Consider the following 23,983-nt stretch of genomic DNA (forward strand, 5'->3'; position numbering starts at 1 on the left):
GCCATCACCACCACCACGTCGGGCACGCAGATCGGCGCCGTGAAGCCCGGGCCACCGGGGATCCCAAGCGGTCGGCTGCGGGAGGGGGGCGCTGACACCCGCCTACCTCGACACGATCAACCGCAGCCCCAGCCCCACGAAAACGACGCCGGCGATGCGGTCGAGCCACAGGCCGATGCGCGGGGTTTTCTGCAGCCGCTGGCCGATGGTGCCCGAGAACAGCCCCAGCAGCGAAAACAGGATCGCGGCCTGCACCGTGAACACAAGGCCCAGCTGCGCCATCTGCCAGCCCACCTGGCCGTTCGCCGGCACCACGAACTGCGGCAGGAAGGACAGGAAGAACAGCACCACCTTGGGGTTGATGGCGTTGGCCAACACGCCCTTGAAAAAGAGCCGCGCCAGCGATCCGTCACCCAGGCCGCCACGCGCCACCTGCGCCCCGCCGCGGCTGCGCAGCGCCTGGAGGCCCAGCCAGATCAGGTACAGCCCGCCGCCGATTCGCAGCGCCAGGAAGGCCGTCGGCGAGGCCGCGATGACCGCGCTCACGCCGATGACGGCCAGCGCCGTGTGGCTCAGGCAGCCCAGTGCACAGCCCAGGCCAAACGCCACCCCGTGGCGCCGCCCTTTCGACAGGCCCATGCCCAGCACCATGAGATTGTCCGGGCCCGGCGAGGCGGTGATGAGGACGGCGGCCAGGAGGAAGCCGAAAAACTGTTCGGGGGTGAGCATGGTGGGGTGAGCTTACTTCACCCTGTGCAGTGCGCAGAGCTTGTTGCCGTCCGGGTCCCGGACGTAGGCCAGGTACAAGGCGCCCAGCTTGTCGTCCCGCAGCCCCGGCGGGTCTTCGATCGATGTGCCGCCATGCGCGACGGCCGTATCGTGGAACAAGCGCACCTGCTCGGGCGACTCGCACTTGAACCCAATGGTCCCGCCATTGGCGGCAGTGGCCGGCTGCCCGTCGATCGGCTCACTCACACAGAAGGTCGCGCCGTTGTGCCGGTAGAACAAGCGCGTCTGTCCGGTGCGGTTCTGGTGCCGCAAGGGCTCTGCTGCGCCCAGCACACCCAATACGGCGTCATAGAACCTCTTCGAACGTTCGATGTCGTTGGATCCGACCATCACGTGGCTGAACATGGGCTGTCTCCTGAATCGTCCTGGGGTGGAAGGTGGCCGGCCGCACGAGTGGCCGACACTTCAAGATTGTCGCCCGACTGCCGCCGCGAGATCAGGAAGTCGATCCGCACACCCCCCCCCGAAGGGGCGCCTGCGGATGCGCGCGCGCTTGCGGCGCTTGGTCGGGTTGCGCTGCCGTTTTGGGCCTCGTCCTCGCCCCAGGGCCGGCGCTCGCGCCGATGATGGCGTTCTTGGTCGAACTCGGCGCTGCGATGAGGGTGGCGTTCGAGCAGGTGGCGGAACTTGCAGATCGTGGTGGCGTCGGGGGACGATCATCAGCTCGAACACCCTGGCCGCGGGAGCGGATCGCCCATGGCCCTTTCCCGGCGGGATTCAGCGTTCGGCGGTGGCTCGCGCCGCACGGGCGCGTGCCATCACCTCGGCCCGCAAAGGGTCATCTTCCTTGATCGTGGCGGCCAGTCTTTCCCAGAACTGCGCCGCCTGCGCGGGCTGGCCGCGCTGCTGCGCGGCCATGGCGGCGAGCGTGAGGGCCACGGGTTGGGTGGGCTCCAGGGCCAGGGCACGCTGCACCAGCGCATGGATCGCGTCGTCGATGCGGCCGCCGTGCAAGCGGGCCAGGAAGTCGGCGTGGTGGGCGAGCAGGGCCGCGTCGCGCGGGCGCAGGCGGGCTGCGGTCTCCAGCGCGTCCTGCGCTTCGGTGTCACGGCCCAGCGCAGCGCGGGCGCGGGCGAGCTGGGCCCAGGCGTGGGCATCGGTGGGATCGTGCTGCACACGCTCGCTGAACTGGGCGATGGCCTGCATCAGGGGTGGGGCTTGGGCAGGCGCCGCAGCCGGTGGGGGGGCCAGGTGCTGCGGCGAACCCAGCCAGGCATAGCCCCCGGCGGTGAGGGCCAGGGTGAAGGTGCCAACGCCCACGAGTGTGGCAAAGCCGTGCGAGCGCAGGGGCCACAACAGAGCCATCAAGGTGAGCGCCGCCAGCATGCCCGCGAAGACGAGGAAGAGGCTCATCGGGTGGCCTCCTCGGCATCGTCGGCGTCTGGCTCGAAGGCCGCGGCCGGCAGGCGCTGGCGGCGGCGCAGGGTGAGGCCGAGCACGAGCAGGCCCACGGCCAGGAGCAGCGCCGGGCCGAACCACAGTGCGGCGGTGCTGCGCTTGAGCGGCGGGCGGTAGTGCACGACGTCGCCATAGCGTTCGCTGAAGAAGGCGCGCACTTCGGCGTCGCTGCGGCCTTCGGCCAACAGGCGGCGCAGTTCGGCGCGCAGGTCCTGCGCCAGCGCGGCGGACGATTCGGCCAGGGTCTCGTTGCGGCACACCAGGCAGCGCAGTTCGCGGGCCAGGGCGCGGGCGCGCGCATCGAGCGCGGCCTCGTCGGCGGTTTGTGCACTCGTCATCGAAGCCGCGGCGAGCAGCAGCACGGCAAGGCAGCGGCGCCCTTCAGCCATCGGCCAGCTCCTGGAGCAGCGGCTCGATGCGCATGCGAAGGAACTCGGGCGAGACGATGCCCACATGCTTGAGGCGCACGTGACCGCGGCGGTCGATGACATAGGTCTCGGGCACGCCGTACACGCCGAAGTCGATGCCGGCGCGGCCGTCGGCATCGACCAGCACGAGGCGGTAGGGGTCGCCATGGCGTTGCAGCCAGGCGCGCGCGTGGTCGTCGCGGTCCTTGTGGTTCAGGCCCACCAGCGCCACGGGGTGGCGCCGCGCAAAGTCGACCCACACCGAGTGCTCCACCGTGCAGGGGCCGCACCACGAGGCCCACACGTTGAGCACCCAGGGCTGGCCCAGCAGGTCGCGGCCGGTGACGCGTTCGGTGGGGTTGTCCAGCCGCGGCAGCGAAAAGGCCGGGGCGGGTTTGTCGATGAGGGGCGAAGGCACTTCCAGCGGGTCGAGCCAGAGGCCACGCCAGAGCAGCGCGATCAAGGCCAGGAAGATCAGGAGCGGTGCGAGCGCGCGCAGCATCGGGCCGAGGCTGGGCTTCATGCGGGCTCCTGCACGGCACGCGCAGCCGCCTGGCGCTGGGCCGCGCGGTAGCGGCGGTCGCTGGCGGCCAGGCCGCCGCCCAGGGCCATCAGCGCCGTGCCGGCCCAGATCCAGCTCACGAAGGGCTTCACATGCAGGCGCAGCGTCCAGGTGGCGCGGTCGGCCTGCACCTCGCCCAGCGACACGTAGAAGTCGCGCAACGGGCCGTGCACGATGGCGGGTTCGGTGAACGGGGTGTCCTGGCTGGCGTAGAGGCGCTTCTCGGGATAAAGCTGGGCGACGGGCTCGCCGTTGCGCGTGACTTCCACCCAGGCCTGGGCGGCGCGGTAGTTGGGGCCGAGCACTTCGCGCACGCCACGGAAGTGAAAGGTGTAGGGGCCCAGTTCGGCCTGTTGGCCGGCCGAGAGCGCGGCATCACGCTCCAGCGCGTAGCTGCCCACCATGGTGACGCCCACCGCAAACACGGCCACGCCGGCGTGTGCGAGCCACATGCCCCACAGCGCGCGCGGGGCCTGCCCGAGCCGGCGGCCGTGGCCCCACAGGTCGGTGGCGATGGTGCACAGGATCCACGCCCCCATCCACAGGCCCAGCACGGCACCGAAGGACAGCTGCCCCGCCCACCAAGCCAGCACGAGGGCGCTGCCCACCGACAACCCCGCGGCCCAGCGCAGGCGGCGGGCCAACGCGGGCAGCTCGGTCTCCTTCCAGCGTGCCAGCGGGCCGAGGCCCAGCAGGAAGACGAGCGGCAGCATCAGCGGCACGAAGACCCTTTCGAAATAGGGCGGGCCCACCGAGATCTTGGCGCCCGTGAGCGCGTCGAGCACCAGCGGGTAGAGCGTGCCCAGGCCCACCGAGGCCACGGCCACCACCAGCAGCACGTTGTTGAGCAGCAGTGCGGTTTCCCGCGAGACGGGGGCGAAGCGCCCGCCCAGGCCCAGCGTGGTCGCGCGCCAGGCATACACCGCCAGCGCCACGCCCACCACCACGGCCAGGAACAGCAGCAGCGCCAGGCCGCGCTGCGGGTCGGTGGCAAAGGCATGGACCGAACTCAAGACGCCCGAACGCACGAGGAAGGTGCCCAGCAGCGAGAGCGAAAGCGTGAGCAGCGCCAGCAGCACCGTCCAGGCACGGAAGGCGCCGCGCTTGTCGGTGACGGCCAGCGAGTGGATGAGCGCGGTGCCCGCGAGCCACGGCAGGAAGGAGGCGTTTTCCACCGGGTCCCAGAACCACCAGCCGCCCCAGCCCAGCACCTGGTAGGCCCACAGGCTGCCCACCGCGATGCCCAGCGTGAGGAAGAGCCAGGCCACCGTCGTCCACGGGCGCATCCAGCGCGCCCAGGCGGCATCGAGCCGGCCGCCCAGCAAGGCGCCCAGCGCCAGCGCAAAGGCCACCGCAAAGCCCACGTAGCCCATGTAGAGCAGCGGCGGGTGCACGACCATGCCCGGGTCCTGCAGCAGGGGGTTGAGGTCGTGGCCATCGAGCGGCACGGGGCTCAGGCGCGTGAAGGGGTTGGAGGTGATCAGCACGAAGAGCGCAAAGCCCGTGGCGATCCAGCCCAGCACGGCCAGGCTGCGCGCCACCAGCGGCAAAGGCAGCGAACGGCTGAAGCGCGCCAGTGCGGCCATCCACGCGGCCTGGATGAGCTGCCACAGCAGGAGCGAACCTTCATGCCCGCCCCACACGCCCACCACCCGGTACACCAGGGGCAGCTGGCGGTGGGTGTTCTCGGCCACATAGGCCACGGACAAATCGAGCTGCACGAAGCTGGCCGTGAGCAGGGCATAGGCCACGGCGATGAGCGCCAGGTGCACATAGGCGGCCGGCCGCGCCAGCGCCATCCATGGCGCATGGCCACGCGCAGCCCCCCACAGCGGCAGCACGCCCAGCACGGCCGAGGTGGCCAAGGCGAGCAGCAGGGCGATCTGGCCAAGCTCGGGGATCATCGTGCGCCTTCTTCCACGGCAGGCCGCACCGCGCGCGACACGGCCTCGCTCGCCTCGGGCGGCATGTAGTTCTCGTCGTGCTTGGCCAGCACCTGCTGCGCGTGGAAGAGGCCCTGCGCATCGAGCCGACCCTGGGCCACCACGCCCTGGCCTTCGCGGAAGAGGTCGGGCAGCAGTCCCTGGTAGACCACGCTCACGCGCTGCGCGGTGTCGGTGATGGCAAAGCGCACCTGCAGGCCGTCGCGCTGCACGCTGCCCTCCTCTACCAGGCCGCCGAGGCGGAAGGCCTGGCCCAGCGGCGCTTCGCCGGCCAGCACCTGGGTGGGCGTGCGGAAGAAGACGATCTGGCTGCGCAGGGCATAGAGCACCAGCGCCGAGGCCGCAACCACGGTGAGCAGCACGGCCACGACCACGGCCAAGCGGCGTTGGCGAGGAGTCATGCGCCCTCCTCTTCGTCGGCCTGCAGCGCCTGCGCGCGGGAACGCTGCAGCGCACGCCACAGGCGCACGATCTCGATCAGCAGCATCACGCCGGCTGCGCCGTAGGCGCCCCAGAGGAAGGGGGTGGGGTCGCTCATGCGGCCTTCTCCGTGAGATGCGCCTTCAGCCAGGCGGCGCCGGCTTCGCGTTGCATCAGCAGGGCGCGGGCGCGTGTGAGACTGGCCGCGGCGGCGTAGGCCCAGTAGGCCCCCACCATGATCAAGAGCGGCGAAAGCATGGCCGCGGCCATGCGCGGGCTGTCGCCCAGCGGCAGCGTGGCGCCCTGGTGCAGCGTGGACCACCAGCGCACCGAGAAGTAGAGGACCGGCACGTTGACCACGCCCACCACGGCCAGCAGCGCGCCGGCTGCATCACCGCGCTGCACATCCTCGATGGCCGAGGTGAGCGCGATGACACCCAGGTAGAGCAGCAGCAACAGGAGCATGGAGGTGAGCCGCGCATCCCACACCCACCAGGTGCCCCAGGTGGGCTGGCCCCAGATCGCGCCGGTGACCAGGCACACAGCCGCCGCCCAGGCCCCGGTGGGCGCCACGGCACGCGCCAGCACACCGGCCGTGCGCACCTGGGCCACCCAGCCCACTGCGGCCCAGAAGGCCATCACGAGGTAGAGCAGCATGGCCACCCAGGCCGAGGGCACGTGCAGGTAGACGATGCGATAGACCTCGCCCTGCTGCGCATCGGTAGGCGCCAGGCCCAGGCCCCACACGAGGCCCACGCTGCCCAGCACGGCGGCCAGGGCCCACAGCGCCGGCAGCAGCCGGCCGGTGAAGGCGAACAAGCGCGGCGGCGCGGCCAAGCCCGTCCAGCGCACCGGCACATCGCCGCCAGCCTCCAGCCCCAGGCGCAGGGCCGCGCCGGCCAGCGGCAGGGCCACGACGGCGCTCACCAGCATCCAGGCCGCCAGCAGCGCCAGGTGCGGCAGCGGCGAGAGGCCGCCCAGCGCCGCCGATACGGCACCCGTGCCCAGCACCAGCGCCGGGACGGCCAGCGGCAGCACGATGAGCATCACCAGCAGGCCCGCCTGGCGCAGGCCCACGGTGAGCGCGGCCGCCACCGTGCCCCACAGGCTGAAGATCACCGTGCCCAAGGCCAGGCCAGCGAAAAGCACCGCCAGCGCCACGCCTTGCAGGCCCAGGCCCGCGGCCAGCAGCGGGGACAGCCCCACGAGGGGCGCGCCGTGCAGCAGCCAGTGGCCCGCCGCGCGTGCGGCTGCGATGACCGCCGGACTGGGCGTGGCCAGCAGCAACTGATCGAGCGTGCCGTCGGCAGCATCGCCCGCAAAGAGCGTGCTCACCGACATCAGCGCCGAGAGCAAGGCGCAGGCCCAGACCACCCCCGCAGCGATCTGGCGCAGCAGGGCCGTCTCGGGCCCCACGGCCAGCGGGAACAGGCTCACGGCCGCGACGGCAAAGCCCAGCGGCAGCAGCAGATCCACCCGCCGCCGCCAAGCCAGGCGCAGGTCGCGTTGAACCAGGCTCCAGAACAGCGAGCGCATGGGCCGACCCTAGTGAGCGTCGAGATCGAGCACGCGAGCGGGCAGCGACGGCGCCTGGTGGCTGGCCATCAGCACACTGCCACCCGCTTGCAGGTGTTCGGCGAGCAGGGCGTCGAGCACCTGCGCGCCGTCGGCATCGAGCCCCTCGTGTGGCTCATCCAGCAGCCACAGCGGCTGGGTGCGGCTGGCCGCCAGGCGGGCCAGGGCCACGCGGCGGCGCTGGCCCTGCGAGAGTTGCCCGATGCGCTGGTGGCGGCGTGGGGCGAGGCCGAAGCGGTCGAGCGCGGCCTCGACGGTCGTGGCTTGCTGTGGCAGCGCATGCACCCCCAGCAGGAAGTGCAGCGACTCGGCCACGGTGAGCTCATCCTTCAGCGCGTGGGCGTGGCCCAGCAGCACCGGGGGGCCGCCGCTGCGCAGCACCGTGCCCTGCGCCGGGCGGCCCAGGCCCGCGGCCAGGCGCAAGAGGCTGGTCTTGCCGCTGCCGTTGCGACCGCGCAGCCACACCAGATCGCCCGCGCCCAGCGTCAGGTTCACGCCGCGAAACAGCAGCCGCGTGCCCCGCCGGCACGCCAGAGCCTGCAGCCGAAGGAGAGGTGGGGCATTCATGTCAGCAGCCTCCATCGAAGGTGCCAGCGACCGCCGTGGATCCGGCTTCGCCGGTCCACCAGCGGTGCCCCCTCGAGGGGGCGCGCGAAGCGCGTAGGGGGTGGGTCATCACGAAGGCAGGAAGTCCACGGGCCAGGTGACGACCATTTGCTCGACTTCTTTTGCACCGAAGTCGAACTGCCGCACGCGGGCGAGCAGGCGGTTCTCGAGGTCGGGCGCGTTGAGCTCGGTGGAGACGATGCGCACATCGGTCACCTCGCCCGAGGGCGCGATGGTCAGGCGCAGCACCACCTTGCCCTGCAGCGACGGGTCCTCACGCAGTGCGCGGTTGTAGATGGCGTAGATGGCGCCCTTGTGGCGCTCGAAGACGAGCTTGATCTCCTCGATGGAGCGCGAGGCCTTGCCCGAGCCGGCGCGCTGCAGCGTGCCGCCCGCCCCGCCCTGGCCTGAGCCCACGCCGGTGCCCGTGCCGTCGCCGCGCACGCCGCCGCCCCCCGGGCCCCCACCGCCCCCGCCACCGGCCACGCCTTCCACCAGCGTGGTGGCGCGGCCCGCCAGGCCGCCGCCGCCGGTGTGACGGCTGTAGGCCGCCGTGTTGATGCCCCCGCTGCCACGGGTGGCGTTGGAGGTGATCATCGATCGATCCGGCAGGCCGGGTTCGGTGCCGGCCCCCACGCCCACGCCGGGGCCGGGCTGGATGTCTTTGCGCAACTGCACGGCCACCGGGGCGCCGCGCAGCTCGGCCAGCTCGTCCTTCATCGCGAGCAACCCCACGCCCGCGGCGCGCCGGCGCGCTTCACCCACCTCACCGGGCGGGCGGCCTTCGATGGGGTTGCGCGCCTCGGGCACGGGGTTGCGCACCGTGGCGGGCTTGGACGGATCGGGCCGGCGGTTGTCGCGCGGCACGCTGGTGGAGGCCGCCGGGGGCTTCGAAGCCGTGATGGATTCAGCCTCGGGCTTGGGGGCCGTCTCACGCTGCACCGCCGGCGGCGGGGGCGGCGGTGGCGGCGTGGCCTCGCGTTCGATCATCAGCCGCGCCAGCCGCTCGGGCACGGGCGGCGCCTGGCGCGGATCAGGCTTCGGTGTGGGCCACAGCAGGAAGAGCAGGCACAGCAGCGCCGTGAGGCCCAGTACCCAGCGCAGCACGCGCCGGAAGCGGGCGATGTCCTCGGGCGGGATGGACCAGGCGAGGACCGGGCCGCGGAAGGATATGGCCGTGGCCGCGCTCATGACGACACCTCGTACTTTCGGGTCACCGCGAAGGACACGTCGGCAAAGTGGGCCCGTGCCGCGGTGGCCATCACCTTGCGCAGCAGCGCGTAGGGAATGTTCTTGTCCCCCATGATGGTGAGCGTGCGGCCCTGAGCGGCGTTTTCGGCGCGGATGACCTGGCGGCGGGCGATCCCGTCGAGTTCGTCCTTCAGCGGGGCGATCAGATCGCCGGGGGTGGCCATGGCCTGGGCCACGGTCGCCACGCGGCGGCCCTCGACGAGGATGTCCTCGGGGCTGATGACGACCACCACGGTTTCACGCGGCGCGGTTTCGGCGGTGGACTGCGGCAGCTTCACGCCCTTGGGCACCGACAGGATCTCGATGCCCGAGGCGGCCGAGAGCAGGAAGAACAGCAAGATGGTGAAGATGTCGATCAGCGCCACCAGGTTCAGGTCGACGTTCGACTGGTTGCGGGCCTTGCGCTGCGCGCGTTTCTGCAAAGGCGTGAGTTTCATGGCAGGCCCTCAGCGCTTGATCACCGGGGCGTCGCCAATGGCCACGTCGGGGAAGAGATCGGTGCGCACCAGGTTCGCGCCCTCGGCGGTGTAGGTGGCGCGGGTCACGTCCATCACCTGCACCAGCAGGTCGTAGGAGGTGTCGGGCTCGGCCAGGATGCTGGCGGTGGTGGTGCCGGGGAAACGGCGCTTGATCTCGAGCATCAGGGCCGAGAGTGTGCGCAGGTCCTGCGTGCCGTTCACCGCCGGGATGCGCTGGATCAGGCCGCCGATGCGGTCACCCACTTCGATGGCGTCGCGGCGGATCACGATCTCCAGCTTCAAGTCGTTGGCCTGGAGCTGCTCGATGCCGCCGGTGTGGCGCGCCGGCAGGCTCAGCTCCAGCACCGACATGCGCGTGAACACCGCGGTGGACAGCAAAAAGGGCAGCAGCACCACGATGAGGTTGATGAAGGCGGTGACTTCCAGCTCCGCCGGATGCTTGCGCAGACGTCTGACGCGCATGATGGTTCCTTCACGGGGCCCGGCGAGCGTTCACTTCGTGGCTGACGCGGCGGCTTCGGCCTTCGCGCGCTGCACGAGGTTGAGAAAGCTGATCTTGGCGGCTTCCAGGCCGTCGACGATCTCGCTGGTGCGTGCCTGCAAGAAGGCGTGGATGAGCAGGAAGGGGATGGCCACCATCAGCGCGAACGCGGTGTTGTTCATCGCGATCGAGATCGAGGCCGACAGCATCTCGGCCTTTTCGGCCGGGTTCACCTGGGCCACCGCGGTGAAGCCCTTGATCAGGCCCACGATGGTGCCCAGCAGGCCCACCAGCGTGATGACGTTGGCGAAGGTGGCGATGTAGTGCGTGCGCTTTTCCAGGCGCGGCACGATCTCCATCATGCCCTCTTCCATCGCGGCGTCGATGTCTTCGCGGCGGCCGGGGCTTTGCATGCGCTGCAGGCCGTTGGCCACGATCTTGCCGATGGCGGCATCCGATTCGGCCGCGAGCTGGTAGACCTCCTTGAACCGGCCGCTTTGCAGCATCGGCAGCAACTGGGCCCACAGCTTCTTGTTCTGCGCACGGGCACGGCGCAGGAAGGCGTAGCGCTCGATGGCGATGGACAGCCCCACGGCCATGATCAGCATGCTGATGTAGATGAAGGCACCGCTGTCCTGCACGAACTTGACGATGAATTCGAAGGTGTTCATGGACGTCTCTCCGGGGTACGACTGAAAAATGGGTGAGGGTATGGAAGGGTCAGCGCTGCGGTGCCGCCGCCGGGGCCTGGAGCACGCGCTCGTAGTGGAGCTGACGGCGCAAGACATCGCGGTCCAGCGGCACCAGCGCCTCGTCGAGCACGCCTTCGACCGGGCGGCCGGCCCGCTCGCCAGGCACCGGCTTCTTCCAGGGCACGATGTAGAGCACCTTGGGCAGTTCGCGGTGGCCGATGATCTGGGTGCGGTCGAGCTCGGCCCGGTCCTGGGCCTGTACCGGGGCGGCCAGCAGCCCCCCCATCAGCACCAGACCGAACGCGAAGGTCAGCATCTTCATGGCTGCTCCTTGCGGTGGGCGGCCACGGGGGCCGGCCTGCGGTTCTTCAGGTCGATGACCCACTTGTTCACCTCGGCGTCGCCTCCGGGCACGAGGCTCAGGTAGCGCTCGTACAGGCCCAGGGCCTGGGTGGGGTTGCCAAGATAAAGGTCGTGCAGGATGCCCAGGTTGAGCACCGCGGGGGCGTAGTCGTCCCGGGCCTGCAGCGCTCGCTCGTAGGCCTGGCGCGCCTGCTCGAAGCGACCCTGCTGGCGGTAGGTGATGCCCAACTGGTTCCAGTAGGACGGCTGCCTGGGGCCGAGACGCGTGGCGGTTTCGAGCGCCTTGGCTGCGTCATCCAGGCGGCCGGCCTGGCGGGCGATGAGACCCAGGTTGGCGTGCGGGCCGGGCAGGTCGGGGTGGCTGCGCGTGAGGGCCTCGAAGCCGCGCTGCGCCAGGTCGGCACGACCGGCCACGAGCTGTCGACGGGCGTCGTCGAAGGCCCGCTGCGCGGCCGGGTCCACGGCCGGCGGTGCTGGCGGGGCCGCCGGAGCAGGGGCCGCAACGGCCGCAGTGGCAGGGGCCGGAGCAGGCGCAGGTGGCGTGTCCAAGCGGACCGTGGCACAGCCTCCCAGCAAAGCCGCCCACGCCAGCAAGGTGCCAGCGAACACCGCGGAACCGGCTGCGCCGGGGCGTGGGTGTTGCGCCGTCGAGGGTGCACGCGCAGCGCTTCGGGCATGAGCGACATCAACGGATCGCATCGATCGCTCCTTCGCTCTTTTCACTCTTGCCATAGCGCACCGGCCGCAGCTTGGCCAGCGCGGCGAAACTGCGTTGCACCCATTCGTCGTAGAGGCCCGACGTTGCACGCTGGGCGTTGATCTCGTGCAGCTCCATGGCCTTTTCCTCGAAGGGGTAGGCCTGCTCTTCCAGCATCACCTCGTACTGCTCCAGTTCCAGTTTGGACAGGCGGCGCGGGCGCTGCGACTTGAGCATCGCTTGGGCGAAATCGGCGTAGATCTCAGCGATGCGGTAGGTGGCTGCCGTGGTGACACCGGCCACGCCGTAGTCGGCTGCCACGGCATAGGCTTGGAGGGCCGCTTGCATGCGCTGCTTCTTCAGGCGCAGGTGGCGCTCCAGCGGCTCCACCAGGCTCACCTCGCGGTAGGCCTCGTCGGCCGGCCGGGCCAGGGCCAGCGCCGCGGTGGCGCCCAGAAAGCGGGTGCGGTCGGTGCGGGCGTTGCCTGCGCGCTGGTCGGCCAGCATCACCTCGCGCAGCCAGTGCTGCTCGCGCGCGGCGTTGCCGTCGGCCTGGGCGAGCTGGGCCAGGCGATGGCGGGCTTCCACGGCCCGCTCCAACGGCTGCGGGTGCTGCTGCAGGTAGCGCTCGTAGGCGCGTGTGGCGGCCCCGCGCGAGGCGCCGCGTTCGGCGGCCTTGTGGTGCAGCTCGGCCGCTTGCCATTGGGCCTCGCGGGCGACAGCCGGGTCGCGGTGGGTGGCGGCCACCCGTTCGAATTCGCCGGCCGCCTGGGCCCAGTGGCCCTGCTCCAGGTACACCGTGGCGAGCTTGGCGGGCACCTCGGCCTGCAGCGGGTGCTTCGGATGCTGCTGGCGGAAGGCCTCCAGGGAGCGGGCCGCCGCATCCCAGTCCTTCAGGCCGATGAGCACGGCCGCGGCGTCGTACTGGGCCGTGGCGCGCACCGCCGATTGCGGCGCCACCTGGGCGATGCGCTCGAAGTGGCCCACGGCCTCGCGAGCCCGGCCGGCGTCGCGCGCGGCTTCACCCTGCTTGTAGATGGCCGCGGCCTGGCGCTCGACCAGCTCGTGGCGGCCGGCCGCCTGCGCCGGCGTGAGCGCCAGCACCTCGCCATAGGCGCGCTCGGCGAGGTCGAAACGGCCGCCGTCGAAGGCGGTGTGGGCCAGCACCGTCCAGGCCACCCGGCGCTGCGCGTCGGTGGCCGGCGGCTGCAAGGCCAGCACCTGCCGGGCGACGGCTTGGGCGCGCTCGGCGTCGTTCAGCGCGAACAGGGTGTCGGCGGCGTTCGTGAGCACGGCGCCGGTGCGCGGGTCGGTGGGGAAGGCCTGGGCAAAGCGCAGGCTGCTGTCCACGGCCTGCCGCTTGAGCGCGGCGGCCTGCTCGGGCCGTGCGGCCTTGTGCAGCTCGGCATAGCTCAGCAAGGCGGAGTAGCCGGCGTCGGCGCTGCGCGCATGGAGCGGGTAGCCGTAAGCGGTCTTTTCGTACTCGGCCGCGGCTTCAGCGTGGCGCTGGTCCTCGAAGAGCAGCTCGGCCAGCAGGAAATGGTTCTGCGGTGCCTGCGGGTCGTCGGGGAAGGACGTGAGGTACTGGCGGTACCAGCGCACGGCCTCCTGGTAGTCGGCCGAGGCCTTGGTCTTTTGCGCGCTGGCGTGGTGATGGCGGGCCAGCTCGCTCAGGTGGGTCTTGACCAGCGGCTGCGCGCGCGCCCAGCCCTCGGGGTTGGCGCGGCGGAACTCGCTGTCCACGCCATAGCGGCCCACGTACTCCTTCTTGGCTTCGAGAGCCAGCGTGGCAAAGCCGTTGGCCTGGTAGATGTCGATGACGCGGGCCTGCAGCACCGGTGCCTGCGCATGCAGCGGCTGGCGGCGCGCGAAGGCGCCCAGGGTGTCGGCGGCGTCCTTCACCCGTTCTTGTTGCAGGTACAGCCCGGCGAGCTGCTCGTAGACGCGGAACTCGTAGCCTTGGCGCAGCTCGCTGTCGATGTAGGGGGGGATGGAATCCGCGCCCTGCAGGTTGGCCAGCGAGAGGCTGGCCACGCGGAAGGTGTCTTCGATCAGCTCGCGTTCGGCGCGGGTGAGGCCCTCGATGCCGTCGAGCCCGGCCTCGCCGCCGCGGCCTGCGAGCATGAGGTCGAGCACGCCGAAGAAGGACGCGAGGGCTTCGTCCAGGCGCGATTGCTTGAAGCGCGACCAGCCCTGCATGTACAGCGCACGCTCGCGGTAGGGGGTGTCGTTGCCGCTGGCCAGCACCGCGGTGTAGGCGGCCTCGGCCTGCGGGTAGCGCGTGGCCGCAAAGAGAATCTCGCCGCGGCGGAAGTGGGCCTCGTCGCGTGTGGCAGCGTCGGGGTAGGCGGCGACCAGGCGGTCGAGCACGGCCAGCGCCTGTTCGAGCTGGCCGCTTTGCTCATGGGCGCGGGCGAGCTGGTAGAGCACGCGGTCGGTGTCGGGCGCCTTCGGGTAGGTGCGCAGGTAGTCCTGGTAGCGGGCGATGGCGGCCCGGAAGTCGGCCGGCGTCCCCGTGGCCGAGCCCTCGGCCATGCGACGGTCGGCCAGGGCCATCTCCAGGTCGCCCAGGCGGCGCATCGCTTCGGCACGCTGCGGCGCCTTCGGGGCGACCTCGAGGAATTTCTGGTAGGCCGCGATGGTCTGCTCTTCGGTGCTGCGGATGCCCGGGTCGGCGGGCAACTCGATCTTGCGCCCGGCCAGGCTCTTGAGCGTGGGCTCGTTGTCGGGGCTGCCCTTGCGCAGCCCCGAGCAGGCCGCCAGCGCGGCGGCCAGGATCAGCAGCGGGGGCAGGAGGCTAGCGCGGAGCCGCATCGGATCGCTCCTGCGTACCACCCGCCGCGCGGGTGGCGTGGTCATACAGCTGGGCCACGGCAAAGCGGGCCTGCGTGGCATACACCGCCAGGCGTTGCTGCTGGCGCGTGAGTTCGGCCACGGCCAGGGCCTCGACGGCCTGCTGCTGCTCGCGGCTGAGTTCGGCCACGCGCGGGGCCAGGGCCTCGATGCGCGCCCCCAGGGCCGGGATGCGGCCTTCGAAGGCGGCAAAGCGCGCGGGTTCGTCGCGTTGGGCCTGGGCCAGGGCCGCCTCGCGCGCCTGCGCCTGAGCGAGCTGCTCATCGACGCTGCGCTGGGCCTTGCGCGCTTCCCACAAGTGCACGGGGTAGTCTTCGTCCAGCCGCCAGCGCAAGACCCCTTCGGCCAGGCGATGGCGCTCGCGCAAGGATGCAGCCTCGGGCGCATCGCCCACCCGCGCGAGGGTCTCGCGCACGCGGGCCAGACGCTCCAGCAACTGGCGCTCCTTGGGCGTGGCCAGCGCGGCGGCATCGCGTTGCGCGATCACGCGCTCGAGCTCGGCCTGTGCGGCCTCGCGCCGGCGCGCCAGCGCAGCCACACCGGTTTCGCTTTCGCGGGCGGCGGCGCGGATGCGCGGCAACCGGTGGGCAAAGGCCTGTTGGCGGTGTTCGAGGATGTCGCGGAAGGCGGCGAGCTTGTCGCGCCACTGGGCCAGTTGGTGGGCCAGGAACTGCAGGTCGCGGTAGTTCTTGAAGGCTTCCTGGAACTCGTGGCGGGCCAGCACCCGGGCCAGGTGGCGACCATGCGGCATCTGCGGCAGCTCGCGCAGTTGCCAGAACCAGCCCATCTCGACGCCGGGGTTGAGCGACATCAGCCCTTCGACGAGCTTGCCGGCGCGGATGGCGGCGATGGATTCGTCCAGCGCGGCGTGCTCGCGCTCGTAGGCGGCGATCGCGTCCTGGTAGCCCTGCAGCGCCAGGCCAAAGGCGCCGAGCTCGGCCTGGGCATGGGGCACGGCGATGCGCGCTTCGAGCACGGCCGCATCGTCGCTCTCGCGGCCGGCCAACTCCATCCAGGGCACCAGGGCCTCGCGGGGCTGGCCGAGCGCGGCGGCGGCCCAGCCGAAACCCAGCAAGGCCTGGTTCGACTGCGGGCCGTGCAGGCGCACGCGCTCCAGGTACTGGCGCGCCTGCCGGGGCTGCTCGGCCTGCAGCGCGGCCAAGCCCAGGGCGACGTTGGCGCGGTCGCGCAGCACGCGGTATTCCTCGCTGTAGGCGCCGGCCTGGCCGATCTCATCCAGCCAGGGGGTGCCGGCCTCGACCTCGTGGTTGCGGATGAGGGCCACGCCGAGGTTGTAGCGCGCATAGGCCCCACGCATCGCGGGCTCGGGGTCGTTGCGGCGGGCCCGGGCGCGGCTTTCCTCGACCTGCGCGCGCAGCAGCGCGGCGGCCTGCGCGTAGTGCCCGCGGGCCATCAGCACCTGGGCGCGCAGCAGGGCATGGTCTTCGTGGAACTCGGCGGGCAGCTCGCTGCCGATGCGATCCAACGCGGCCTGGGCCTGGTCGAGGTGACCGCGCTGGTAACGGATCTTGGCCAGGTAGTACCAGGCGCGGTCGCGCACCGCAGGGCGGGCGCCTTGTGCGATGAGGGTGTCGAAGATGCGCCCGGCCTCGCGGTGCAGACCATACGACAACAGCAGGCCGCCGCGCAGGATCTCGGCCTCGTCGGCGTGCTGGGGCATCCGCCCGAAATGCTGCGAGACCATCAGCGAGCCCAGCGCGCTGAAGTACCGGTCCTGGAAGAAATGGAAGAGCCCGTCACCGTAATGCGGGTCTTTCACCGGGCCGGGGCCGCGGGTGGTCTGCGCGGCGGCCCCCAGGCTGAGCATGGCCGCCGCCAGGCCGGTGCACAGCACGCGGCGCCAGGAACGGGAGGCCAGAGGTCGAAGACGCATGGACCGGTCCTTACTGCCAGACCTTCACATGGAACTCGGGCTGCAGCTTGCCGGCGGAATCCTGGATGCGCAGCTCGATGTAGGTCGGGTCGGCGCCCTTGTCGAACTTCACGGTGGCGCCGCGCCGGTAGTCGCGCTGGTGCGGGCCGCCGCCGGTGAAGATGGCCACCAGTTCATGGGTGCCGGTGCGCAGGTTGCCCAGGTACAGGCGCTGCACGCCGCCGCGGTGCAGAGCCTGCACTTCGGCCGGCGTGTACAGATGGCTGGCCACGAGCTTGTCGCCCAGCCGGATCTGCACCGACTCCAGCTCGAAGAGCTTGCCCACGTCCATCGAGACGAACACCGCCACCTGGGTGCTGGCCGGGAAGAGCAGCTCCTCCTCCAGCACCAGCAGGTCGCGGTTCAGTTGGATGAGGTCGTTTTTGAGCGTCTGCACGCGCTCGTCCAGCGAGGCAGCCGGGGCAGGAGCGGCGCTGGGGTTGGCCCAGGCCAGGCCGGCTGCCAGGCCCAGGGCAGCGACCAGCAAGCGAAGGAGGTGTCGGTACGGCAGGGTGGCTCTCATGGGCGCGCTCGGTCAGAAGGTGGCCGACAGGTAGACCTGGAAGACATTGGCGCCGTAGGAATACGGACGGCCGTTGCGGATGTCGGTGAAGTCCTTGAAGTCGTACAGCTTGTACTCGTAGGCCGCATGGGCCTTGAGCTCGTACTGTCCGGGAACCCGTCTGGCGCGGTAGCTCAGCTTCACTCCCACGGACGGCGAGGTGAAGGTGCTGAGCTGGCGGTTGCGCGAGATGTAGGTGGTCTCGGCCGTGGCGTTGTCGCTGTAGAACAGGGCCTTGGACTGGCTGTGGTAGCGCACGAAGCCGTCCACCAGGGTGTCCTCGCGCACGTAGCGGCTGTAGCCCACTTCCACGGTGTGGGCCGTGATGTCCCAGGTGTCCCAGAAGTAGCGGTATTCCGCATGCACGGCGGCCTCGCTGCCGATGGCGCCGGTGAGGCGGCCCTTGATCGCGCGGCTGGTGCGCGTGCGCGGGTGGCGCTCGGGCACGGCCGCGCCGAAGACGCGCGCCACGCGATACGGGTTGCCGAGAAAGCCGCTGTCGGACACCGCCTCGGCGTTGAGGCTGGCCATCCAGCGCGGCGAGAGGATCTGGGTGACGCCCAGCCGGTAGCGCCAGTGCAGGGCCTCGTCGAAGAAGCCCACGTCGGAGCGGCCCACCTTGTCCCAGGCGCGGGTGAAGCCCAGGCTCACGGTGGTCATGCCGCCGAACACGTCCTGCGACACGTCGATCCCCAGCGAGTTGGCCTCGTAGTCGGGCTCGGTGCTGCGCGTGGTGGACAGCGACATCAGCGAGTCGCGGTAGACGTAGTCCAGGCCCAGGCCGTACTCGGTGCGGCGCTCGGAGTAGGGGCTGGCGGTGGTGACCACGTCGATGGAGGCATTGCTCACCGCATCGACGTTGTAGAAGGCCGAGAACGAGTAGCGGTCGGCCAGGCTCTTGCGCACCAGCAGCGCCGGGCCGTAGGCGCGGGTGCCGCCGCCGTCGTAGAGGTGGTACAGGGCCTCGGCCTTGTCCTCGGGCAGGGTCGCGGCCTGGGCCGTGCCGGCCGCCAGAGCCAGCCCGGCGGCTGCCCGCAGCGCGCGCGGGCTGCGCGTGCGCCAGCGGGCCATGAAGCCGCGCAGCCAACGGGCGCTGCGCAGGGCGGCGTCAGTTGCAGCCACAACCGCCTCCTTGCACGCCATTGGCGCCACGGCCGCCTTCGCGCACCTCGCGCACGTGTTCGGTGTGGCGGGCCGACAGCGCATCACGGTTCACCTGCATGATCGGATCGGCCAGCCGCTCGCGTTCATAGGGCTTGACCCAGGGCTCGGTGGCGCAGGCCGGCAGGAGGGCCGCCAGGGCAAAGACATGAAGGCAGCGCATCGTCATCACTCCTTCAGCAAGGCGCGGATCTGCTGGTCGTAGGTGTTCTCGACGCCGCTGCGGTAGCCGTGGTGCAGGTGGCGCACACGGCCGTCGCGGTCGACGATCACGGTGTAGGGCATGGCCTTGAGGTCGTACTGGCGGCTGACCTTCTTCTCGGCGTCGAAGAGCACGGGGAAGTTCAGGCCCAGCTTGGAGGCCATGCTCGCGGCCTTGGCCGGGTCGTCGTCGATGCTCACGGCCAGCACCGTGAAGCCCGAGGCGCGGTACTTGTCGTACAGGCGGTTCAGGTGCGGCATCTCCTCGCGGCAAGGGCCGCACCAGGTGGCCCAGAAGTTCACGAGCACCACGTTGCCGCGCTGCTCCTGCAGGCGCAGGTTGGGGCCCTGGAGCGTGCCCAGCGTGAAGTCGGGCGCGGGTGCATGGGGCTGGGTGGCAAAGGCCGGTGCGGCCAGCAAGAACGCGGCCAGGGCCACCAGGCGGCGGAAGCTGGGGAGGGGGTGCATGCAGGACTCCAAGGCGTACACGAAGCGCAGGTCAGAAGAACAAGCTCAGGCCCAGCGTGAGCTCGAGGTTGTGGGTGCTGCGGCGCTCGCCCAGCAGGTCGAAAGAGAAGATGTGGTCGCGCAAGTCGAGTTGCAGGGCCGAGCGCTGGCCGAGCAGGAAGCGCGTGCCCAGGCCGATGTTGATGGTCTGGTTGCGCTGGTCGTCGAGTTCGGTGCTGCCGATGCCGGCGATCAGGTAGGTGACGGTGGCCTTGGCGCGCCTGGCGCCGAGGAAGACCTCTCCGGGCAGGAGGTTGTAGCCCAGCGAGACGTTGTAGTAGCTGAGCGTGGACTTTTCGCTGGAGAACACGCCGCCGGGCAGGATCTGCCGGAAGGACTCGTCGCTGACACGGGCCCGGCCATAGGCCGCCTCGAAGAAGAAGTCTTCAGTGAGGTGGTAGCCCAGGCGCAGGCCCACCACGGGGCTAGCGCCGAAACTGTCGGTGGAATAGATGCCGGCAAACAGCCCGGCGATGAGGTCCTTGGAGGGGATGCGGGGCAGGCGCACTTCGCGGCGCTCGACCTCGGGGACGATGACCTGCTCGTTGGCCGGCCGCTGGGGCTCGCTGGCCTGCGCGGCGGCCAGCAGCGGGGTGAGCAGCAGGGCGGCGGCCAGCAACGCCACGGTGAGCCAGGGATGGAGGGTGGGCTTGGAAGGCATGGGGCGTCCGTTCAGAAGAAGAAGGCCAGGCCCGCGCCGAGGGCGCGGTATTCGATGGAGCGCTCGTCGGCCACGAAGGCGGTGTAGAGGCTGTAGTCGGCCGTGAGCACGAAGCGCTCGCTCAGGTGCCAGCGCAGTCCCAGCGTGGCCTGGCCGAGGTTGGCATCGGTGCGGATGGCACTGACCAGGCTGCTGTTGGGCACGTTCGAGAAACGCCCCACGCCCACGCTGAAGAAGGGCGAGAGCCGCCGGTCGGACCAGGGCTCGGCGGCCAGGCCCACATGCCAGAAGCTCGTGCCCGAGAAACGGCCCTGCACTTGGCCCACGTGGGCGTCCACGCTCAGCGAGGTCGACAGCCGGTAGCCGGCGGTGAGCTTGAGCATGGGCTCGCCGTCGAAGCGCCCCCAACTGCCGCCGGCCAGCATGCGGCGGCTGAGGTAGTCGTCGAGCACGATGTCGCGGAAGGTCCGTGCGCTGCCCGCGGCCGTGAGCGTGCGCTCGAGCTGGCGGCGATGCACCCAGCCTTCCTTGCCGTTGTCCGCACGCACCTGGTACCAGTCGGTGTGGCGCAGCGTGATGGCGACCCACTGATGCCGGTCCACCACATGGAAGATGGGGTAGCCGCGCCCGGGGCCGGTGCGCAACTCGAGGTAGGGGTCGGCCACCTGCACGCGCTCGTAGCCGTCGTCGGCCGCCACGGCGCTGACTTGCGCCGCCGCAGGCACGGCGCAGGCCAGGCACAGCAGGGAGGTCAGAAGGCACTGCGCACGCATCCGGCGCCCAGGTACTGCGAAAGGCATCGGTCGTTTCATTCGGTGTTGCAGGTGCCGGTCTCGGGGTCGGGCGGGGTGAACATGGTGTGGGCCGCGGCGCTGAACTCGTCCTGGCCGGCCGGCATCGGGCGGCTGATCCAGTAGCGGATCAGGCGGGCGTTGGGGTCGTTCTCGTTCTGGAAGATCAGGCCGCCGCCATGCAGCACATTGAGCACCATGGGCTTGGTCAGCAGGCGGCTTTGCAGCGGCGCACCGAAGACCACCTCGCCCTGGGCGGAGTAGAAGTTGCGGTACATCGGCGTGGCGCGCACCGCCTCGGGCGTGTTGGACGGGTCGCTCAGGTCGACCGTCTGCGCTTCGGGCAGCACGCGGAAGGCCCCCCCGGTGCCGGCGCGGTCGTCATGGCAGCCGGCGCTGGCACAGGTGTTGGTCGAGACCACCCCGTTCTGGTCGACCGGCAGCGGCGCCAGGAAGATGGGGTTGATGCACTTCTGGAAGTAGACGAACGACAAACGCTGGCCCGAGGCCCCCGGAGGGTTGGTCACCACGGGGGGGTTGTCCAGCGGGTTGGAGCCGCCGCCGCAGGCCACCAGCAGCGCAGCGGCCGCCGGCGGCAGCCACCGCGGCAACATCGGCCAGGACATCGCAAAGCGCTTCATGGGGTGCAGCCCGATCGGATCCAGTCGGCGATCGCCGTGTAGCCCGCGCTGCCCACCGGCAACACCGCCGGGCCGCTGGCACCAGCCGGATGGGGCGCGGTGGACGGGCGCGACAGCAGCAGGTTGTTCGCGGGGTTGCAGGTGTCATTGATCAGCGTGAGCGTGACGTTGAAGTCGCCCTCGGGATCGCCGGTGAGCACGTAGCGGTTGCCCGCGAAGCTCACCGCCAGGGCCTCGCCCAGCGTCGCGCCGGTGTTGTTGCCGCCGGCCTGGTGGCAGCTCGCACACTGGGCGCGCAGCACGGGGTGGACGCTGGCCTCGAAGGCGCTTTGGCTGAGGATGCGCACCGTGCGCACACCGCTGGCTCCGTTGAAGGGGTCGTTGTAGTACTGGGCGCCCAGGTCCATCCACTCGGCCAGCAGGCGTTTCTCGGCCGCGTTGAGCATCGTGGCGTGGTTCGGGGCCCCCGCCGGCGGGTCGGGGTAGACCGCGCGCGGGCCGGCACCGGCCAGCAGCGTGTGGCCCCATAGGATCTCGGTGAGCCGGCTCTTGCGCGCGATGCCAGCCGTGTTGGCCGCGCTGGAGCTGGCCTGCACGCGCGGCGGCTGGCGCTCCAGCATGGGCACGCCATCGCGGATGCGCGTGACGGGCTGGCCGTTGCCATCGAGCAGCGGGTCGCCCACCAGCAGCTCCTCGTAGGAGGTCATGCGGCCGGTGCCGCCCAGCGTGCCGCGCAGGTCCAGGCGCGTCGGGTCGTTGTGGCAGGACACGCAGGCGCCGGCCGCTCGGGCGCGCTCCCACAGCGGCTGGATGTGCTCGGGATAGTTGATGACCCCGTTGACCGGCGCCGGCGTGGCCAGGTCGTCGGCCGGGTCGGTGTTGCCGGTGTAGCGCACGAGGATGGAAGGACGGGCCGTGTAGCCCCGCGAGGTGTCGGCCCACACGTCGGTGTAGAGCATGTCGGCGACGAGCTGCAGAGCCGTCGGGTCGAGGAAGGTGCGGGTGGAGGACATCGTCTGGCCGCTTTGGTGGGCCGCGACCATGGCCTGACGCAAAGCCTGCGGCTGGTGGTCGACGATGGCGCCCGAGTTCAGCGAGGCACCGCGGCGCGGGCTGTGGCAGCCGTTGCAGGTGCGGCGTTCACCCGGGCGCACCTGGATCCAGTTGGCGTGCGTCTGGAAGGCGCGGCCCTGGGCATCGACCACCGCGAGCGCCAGCGGGATGTCGGCCGGAATCTCGAGCTTGAAGGAGCCGTCGGGCTCGATGGGTGCATAGCCCAGGATCTGCTGCTGTTCGAACTCGGTCTCGCCGATGGCCTGGCGCAGGCCCATCGAGGCCGAGGGCGGCGCAATGGCCCGCGTGGCACGCACGAAGCGCACCGGCGTGCAGTGGTAGGCCGGATCGGCCGGGTCCTTGATGCGGCGCAGGTCGGCCACCTGGGTGGCGGTGCTGGTCGGGTCGGTGTTGGCCGTCATCGCAATGCCGCGCGCGCACCCGGGCGGCAGGTCGTCGGGGACCAGCATCTGCTCGGCCATGCGGCCCAGTCCATCGGTGTTGTAGATGCTGCGCACCTCGATCAGGGCCATGCCGCGGTTGGCCAATGCGGGGTCGATGTTGGTCGGGTCGGCGGCCTGGGGCTCGGGGCGGGCCTGCAGGGCGATCGGGTCGGTGTACATGAAGCCCGGCGGCGGCGCGGCGACGATGCGCCAGGTCTGGTTGGCCGGGTTGAACATGTAGATCGCATAGTTGGGCGGCACGTTGTCCTGCAGCTCGTCGGACTGCACCGCCTCCATCGTGCGGCTGCGGTCGGACAGGCGCGCAATCTCCTCGCTCGTGAGGGTGCTGCACGACACCGTGCGGCCGGCGCGCGTGACCTCGCAGGGGCGGTAGGCCAGCAGCACGCGGTCGGTGCCGTCCCACAGCGGGTAGGGCGTGGTGATGCGGCCATGCAGCGACAGGCCGCGGTCCATGTTCAGTTCCTGCGCCGTCACCTGCACCTGCCCGCCGCGGGTGGGCACGGTGGTGTTGGCCGGGGTGTTCTGTTCGGAATAGTTGGCCGCGTCGATGAACATCAGCGCGCCGCCTTCGTCGGTGCGCTGCAGCGGCATCAGCGAAGAGGCCAGGAAGCCGGCATAGCGGCCGCGCGGGTCCATGTCGCGCGGGTGCAGGAAGCTGTTGCCCGGGCTGTGGGCGCCGTAGAGCACGAAGGTGTCGGTGCCATCGGGCTTGGAGCGGAAGATCGCGAAGCGGTTGCGGTCGGCCATGTGCTCCCAGCGCGAGTACATGATGTCGCCGTTGGGGCGCACCACCGGGTTGCGGTCGTGGCTCTGGTTGAAAGTGATCTGCTCGATGCCGCTGCCGTCGGCCTTCATCGTGTGCAGGTTGAGCACCCGCTCGCGCTCGTATTCGTCAAGAGCAAAATAGGGGCGGCCCAGAGCCTGGTCCTGCGAGGACTTGTGCTGGCGGTTCGACGCGAACACGAAGCCGCGGCCGGCCGGCAGGTAGTAAGGGTCGACGTCGTCGTGATCGGGGGAATCGGTGATGCGCCGGAAGCTGCCGCCCGCCAGCCCCCCGGTCGTCATGTCGTATTCCCAGATGTTCCAGCGGCCCGTGCAAGCAGGCTGGCCGTCGATCGTGGACGTGTTGCTGCGCGGGCAGCGCATCGAGAAGACGATCTTCTTGCCGTCGTAGGACACCTCGGGGTCGGACACATCGCCCTGCCCCTGCGTGAAGCGGCGCGTGAGGTTGATCTCGCGCGCACTCGGCGAGGAACGCTCGCGCAGCATCAGATCGCCGCCGGGGGCGAAGGGGCTGCCGTTGGTGGGGTCCATGCGCACGCTGCTGGAGCGCATCACGTAGGCGATGGGCACGTCGCCCTCGACCGTGACGTCGTCACCGTCACCGCCGCTGCCGCTGCAGGCGGCCAGGGCCAGCAGCGCCAGGGCCAGGACCGGGGTCTTGCGTTTCATCAGGTGCTCGTGGGTGTGCATGTTCTTCTCCTGAGAAGCGG

General features: G+C 70.7%; 26 protein-coding genes. All 26 read right to left on the reverse strand.

All coding sequences use genetic code 11. The annotated features are described in order from the left end of the window. Window positions 1-102: 102 nt before the first annotated feature. The 26 genes from AC1ECW_RS02580 to AC1ECW_RS02705 all read right to left on the reverse strand — a co-directional run bounded on the left by AC1ECW_RS02580 (window position 103) and on the right by AC1ECW_RS02705 (window position 23,963). Entirely contained in the window at window positions 103-729 is a 627-nt protein-coding gene (locus tag AC1ECW_RS02580; RefSeq protein WP_481201117.1) for a LysE family translocator, read from the reverse strand. Window positions 730-741: 12 nt separating this feature from the next. After that, window positions 742-1,134, reverse strand: coding sequence for a VOC family protein (locus AC1ECW_RS02585; RefSeq protein ID WP_481201118.1), 393 nt, complete (start codon window positions 1,132-1,134; stop codon window positions 742-744). A 372-nt stretch (window positions 1,135-1,506) separates the two neighbouring features. Next, window positions 1,507-2,142, reverse strand: a complete 636-nt coding sequence (locus AC1ECW_RS02590; protein WP_481201119.1) for a tetratricopeptide repeat protein — start codon at window positions 2,140-2,142, stop codon at window positions 1,507-1,509. Further along, window positions 2,139-2,576 carry a cytochrome c-type biogenesis protein gene (locus AC1ECW_RS02595; protein ID WP_481201120.1) on the reverse strand — a complete coding sequence of 146 codons (438 nt, stop codon included), beginning with the start codon at window positions 2,574-2,576 and terminating at the stop codon, window positions 2,139-2,141. The genes AC1ECW_RS02590 and AC1ECW_RS02595 overlap by 4 nt, the downstream gene beginning before the upstream one ends. Then, complete coding sequence (locus tag AC1ECW_RS02600) at window positions 2,569-3,117, reverse strand: DsbE family thiol:disulfide interchange protein (RefSeq protein WP_481201121.1); 549 nt, start codon at window positions 3,115-3,117, stop codon at window positions 2,569-2,571. The genes AC1ECW_RS02595 and AC1ECW_RS02600 overlap by 8 nt, the downstream gene beginning before the upstream one ends. Beyond that, window positions 3,114-5,060 (reverse strand): heme lyase CcmF/NrfE family subunit, encoded by a 1,947-nt coding sequence (locus tag AC1ECW_RS02605; RefSeq protein ID WP_481201122.1) that lies wholly within the window; start codon window positions 5,058-5,060, stop codon window positions 3,114-3,116. The genes AC1ECW_RS02600 and AC1ECW_RS02605 overlap by 4 nt, the downstream gene beginning before the upstream one ends. Next, complete coding sequence (gene ccmE, locus AC1ECW_RS02610; protein ID WP_481201123.1) at window positions 5,057-5,500, reverse strand: cytochrome c maturation protein CcmE; 444 nt, start codon at window positions 5,498-5,500, stop codon at window positions 5,057-5,059. Before ccmE ends, AC1ECW_RS02605 begins: the two co-directional genes overlap by 4 nt. Then, complete coding sequence (locus AC1ECW_RS02615) at window positions 5,497-5,637, reverse strand: hypothetical protein (protein WP_481201124.1); 141 nt, start codon at window positions 5,635-5,637, stop codon at window positions 5,497-5,499. Before AC1ECW_RS02615 ends, ccmE begins: the two co-directional genes overlap by 4 nt. Beyond that, a complete protein-coding gene (gene ccmB, locus AC1ECW_RS02620) occupies window positions 5,634-7,055 on the reverse strand; it encodes a heme exporter protein CcmB (protein ID WP_481201125.1) in 1,422 nt (473 codons plus the stop codon). Before ccmB ends, AC1ECW_RS02615 begins: the two co-directional genes overlap by 4 nt. 9 nt (window positions 7,056-7,064) lie before the next feature. Continuing rightward, window positions 7,065-7,661: a heme ABC exporter ATP-binding protein CcmA gene (ccmA, locus tag AC1ECW_RS02625; RefSeq protein ID WP_481201126.1), complete on the reverse strand. Its 597-nt coding sequence runs from the start codon at window positions 7,659-7,661 to the stop codon at window positions 7,065-7,067. 108 nt (window positions 7,662-7,769) lie between these two features. Beyond that, a complete protein-coding gene (locus AC1ECW_RS02630) occupies window positions 7,770-8,891 on the reverse strand; it encodes a TonB family protein (protein WP_481201127.1) in 1,122 nt (373 codons plus the stop codon). Beyond that, complete coding sequence (locus AC1ECW_RS02635; protein WP_481201128.1) at window positions 8,888-9,388, reverse strand: ExbD/TolR family protein; 501 nt, start codon at window positions 9,386-9,388, stop codon at window positions 8,888-8,890. Before AC1ECW_RS02635 ends, AC1ECW_RS02630 begins: the two co-directional genes overlap by 4 nt. Before the next feature lie 9 nt (window positions 9,389-9,397). Then, window positions 9,398-9,892, reverse strand: a complete 495-nt coding sequence (locus AC1ECW_RS02640) for an ExbD/TolR family protein (protein ID WP_481201129.1) — start codon at window positions 9,890-9,892, stop codon at window positions 9,398-9,400. Window positions 9,893-9,922: 30 nt separating this feature from the next. Beyond that, complete coding sequence (locus tag AC1ECW_RS02645) at window positions 9,923-10,582, reverse strand: MotA/TolQ/ExbB proton channel family protein (protein WP_481201130.1); 660 nt, start codon at window positions 10,580-10,582, stop codon at window positions 9,923-9,925. Between the two features lie 49 nt (window positions 10,583-10,631). Further along, entirely contained in the window at window positions 10,632-10,925 is a 294-nt protein-coding gene (locus AC1ECW_RS02650) for a hypothetical protein (RefSeq protein ID WP_481201131.1), read from the reverse strand. Further along, window positions 10,922-11,428: a tetratricopeptide repeat protein gene (locus AC1ECW_RS02655; RefSeq protein ID WP_481201132.1), complete on the reverse strand. Its 507-nt coding sequence runs from the start codon at window positions 11,426-11,428 to the stop codon at window positions 10,922-10,924. The genes AC1ECW_RS02650 and AC1ECW_RS02655 overlap by 4 nt, the downstream gene beginning before the upstream one ends. A 223-nt stretch (window positions 11,429-11,651) precedes the next feature. Further along, entirely contained in the window at window positions 11,652-14,477 is a 2,826-nt protein-coding gene (locus AC1ECW_RS02660) for a tetratricopeptide repeat protein (protein WP_481201133.1), read from the reverse strand. Next, on the reverse strand, window positions 14,461-16,410 hold the full coding sequence (locus AC1ECW_RS02665; RefSeq protein ID WP_481201134.1) for a tetratricopeptide repeat protein: 1,950 nt from the start codon (window positions 16,408-16,410) through the stop codon (window positions 14,461-14,463). Before AC1ECW_RS02665 ends, AC1ECW_RS02660 begins: the two co-directional genes overlap by 17 nt. 10 nt (window positions 16,411-16,420) lie before the next feature. After that, complete coding sequence (locus AC1ECW_RS02670) at window positions 16,421-16,972, reverse strand: AraC family transcriptional regulator (protein WP_481201135.1); 552 nt, start codon at window positions 16,970-16,972, stop codon at window positions 16,421-16,423. 12 nt (window positions 16,973-16,984) lie between these two features. Beyond that, window positions 16,985-18,133 carry a DUF3570 domain-containing protein gene (locus AC1ECW_RS02675; RefSeq protein WP_481201136.1) on the reverse strand — a complete coding sequence of 383 codons (1,149 nt, stop codon included), beginning with the start codon at window positions 18,131-18,133 and terminating at the stop codon, window positions 16,985-16,987. Then, window positions 18,120-18,335, reverse strand: a complete 216-nt coding sequence (locus AC1ECW_RS02680; RefSeq protein WP_409702633.1) for a DUF4266 domain-containing protein — start codon at window positions 18,333-18,335, stop codon at window positions 18,120-18,122. The genes AC1ECW_RS02675 and AC1ECW_RS02680 overlap by 14 nt, the downstream gene beginning before the upstream one ends. 5 nt (window positions 18,336-18,340) lie before the next feature. Continuing rightward, window positions 18,341-18,841, reverse strand: a complete 501-nt coding sequence (locus AC1ECW_RS02685) for a TlpA family protein disulfide reductase (RefSeq protein WP_409702635.1) — start codon at window positions 18,839-18,841, stop codon at window positions 18,341-18,343. Between the two features lie 31 nt (window positions 18,842-18,872). Then, on the reverse strand, window positions 18,873-19,541 hold the full coding sequence (locus tag AC1ECW_RS02690) for an outer membrane beta-barrel domain-containing protein (RefSeq protein ID WP_409702637.1): 669 nt from the start codon (window positions 19,539-19,541) through the stop codon (window positions 18,873-18,875). An 11-nt stretch (window positions 19,542-19,552) separates the two neighbouring features. Further along, window positions 19,553-20,341, reverse strand: coding sequence for an SH3 domain-containing protein (locus AC1ECW_RS02695; RefSeq protein WP_481201137.1), 789 nt, complete (start codon window positions 20,339-20,341; stop codon window positions 19,553-19,555). Window positions 20,342-20,349: 8 nt separating this feature from the next. Then, a complete protein-coding gene (locus AC1ECW_RS02700) occupies window positions 20,350-20,958 on the reverse strand; it encodes a hypothetical protein (RefSeq protein WP_409702641.1) in 609 nt (202 codons plus the stop codon). 11 nt (window positions 20,959-20,969) lie between these two features. Then, on the reverse strand, window positions 20,970-23,963 hold the full coding sequence (locus AC1ECW_RS02705) for an HzsA-related protein (protein WP_409702643.1): 2,994 nt from the start codon (window positions 23,961-23,963) through the stop codon (window positions 20,970-20,972). Window positions 23,964-23,983: the final 20 nt, after the last annotated feature.

The sequence above is a fragment of the Caldimonas hydrothermalis genome (genome assembly GCF_056746695.1).